A 1,009-nucleotide genomic window follows, 5' to 3' on the forward strand; every position below is an offset into this window, starting at 1 on the left:
ACCTGCGCAACCGCCTCAACGCGGCGACCGGGCTGCGCCTGCCGGCGACGCTGGTCTTCGACTACCCGTCGGCCACCGCACTCGCCGACCACCTCACCACCGAACTGCTCGGCCTGCAGTCGGCGCTCCCGGCGGCCTCCGCCGTCGCTCCGGCCGTGGATGACGACCCGATCGCCATCGTGGCGATGGCCTGCCGCTTCCCAGGCGGGGTCCGCTCGCCGGAGGAGCTGTGGCAGCTGCTGCTGAGCGGCGGCGACGCGGTGGTCGACTTCCCGACCGACCGTGGCTGGGACCTGGACTCGCTCTTCGATGACGACCCCGACAAGCTGGGCAAGGTCTACACGCGCAAGGGCGCGTTCCTGCAGGGCGCCACCCGCTTCGACGCCGCGTTCTTCGGCATCTCGCCGCGTGAGGCGACGGCCATGGACCCGCAGCAGCGCCTGCTGCTGGAGACGTCCTGGGAGGCGTTCGAGCGGGCCGGAATCGACCCTGCCGCCCTCCGCGGCAGCCGGGCCGGCGTCTTCATCGGCACGAACGGCCAGGACTACATCTCCCTCCTCACCGAGGGCCAGGAAGGTGCCGAGGGGCACCGGCTGACCGGTACGGCGACGAGCGTGATCTCCGGCCGTCTCTCCTACACGTTCGGTCTTGAGGGGCCGGCGGTGTCGGTGGACACGGCGTGTTCGGCGTCGTTGGTGGCGCTGCACCTGGCGGTGCAGGCGTTGCGCAACGGTGAGTGCGATCTCGCGCTCGCGGGTGGTGTGACGGTGATGTCGACGCCGGATCTGTTCGTGGAGTTCAGTCGGCAGCGCGGGCTGTCGGTGGACGGCCGGTGCAAGGCGTTCGCGGGTGCGGCGGACGGTACGGGCTGGGGTGAGGGTGCCGGCATGCTGCTCGTCGAGCGGCTGTCGGACGCCCGGCGCAACGGGCATCCGGTGCTTGCGGTGGTCCGTGGCTCTGCGGTGAACCAGGACGGTGCGTCGAACGGGCTGACGGCGCCGAACGGTCC

1 protein-coding gene is annotated in these 1,009 nt (G+C 71.6%); it reads left to right on the plus strand.

The features are described from left to right. A partial coding sequence (locus ACZ52J_RS42905) for an acyl carrier protein (protein ID WP_465626885.1) occupies positions 1-1,009 on the plus strand: 1,009 nt, incomplete at both ends.

The organism is Kitasatospora sp. NPDC034035, assembly GCF_055575755.1.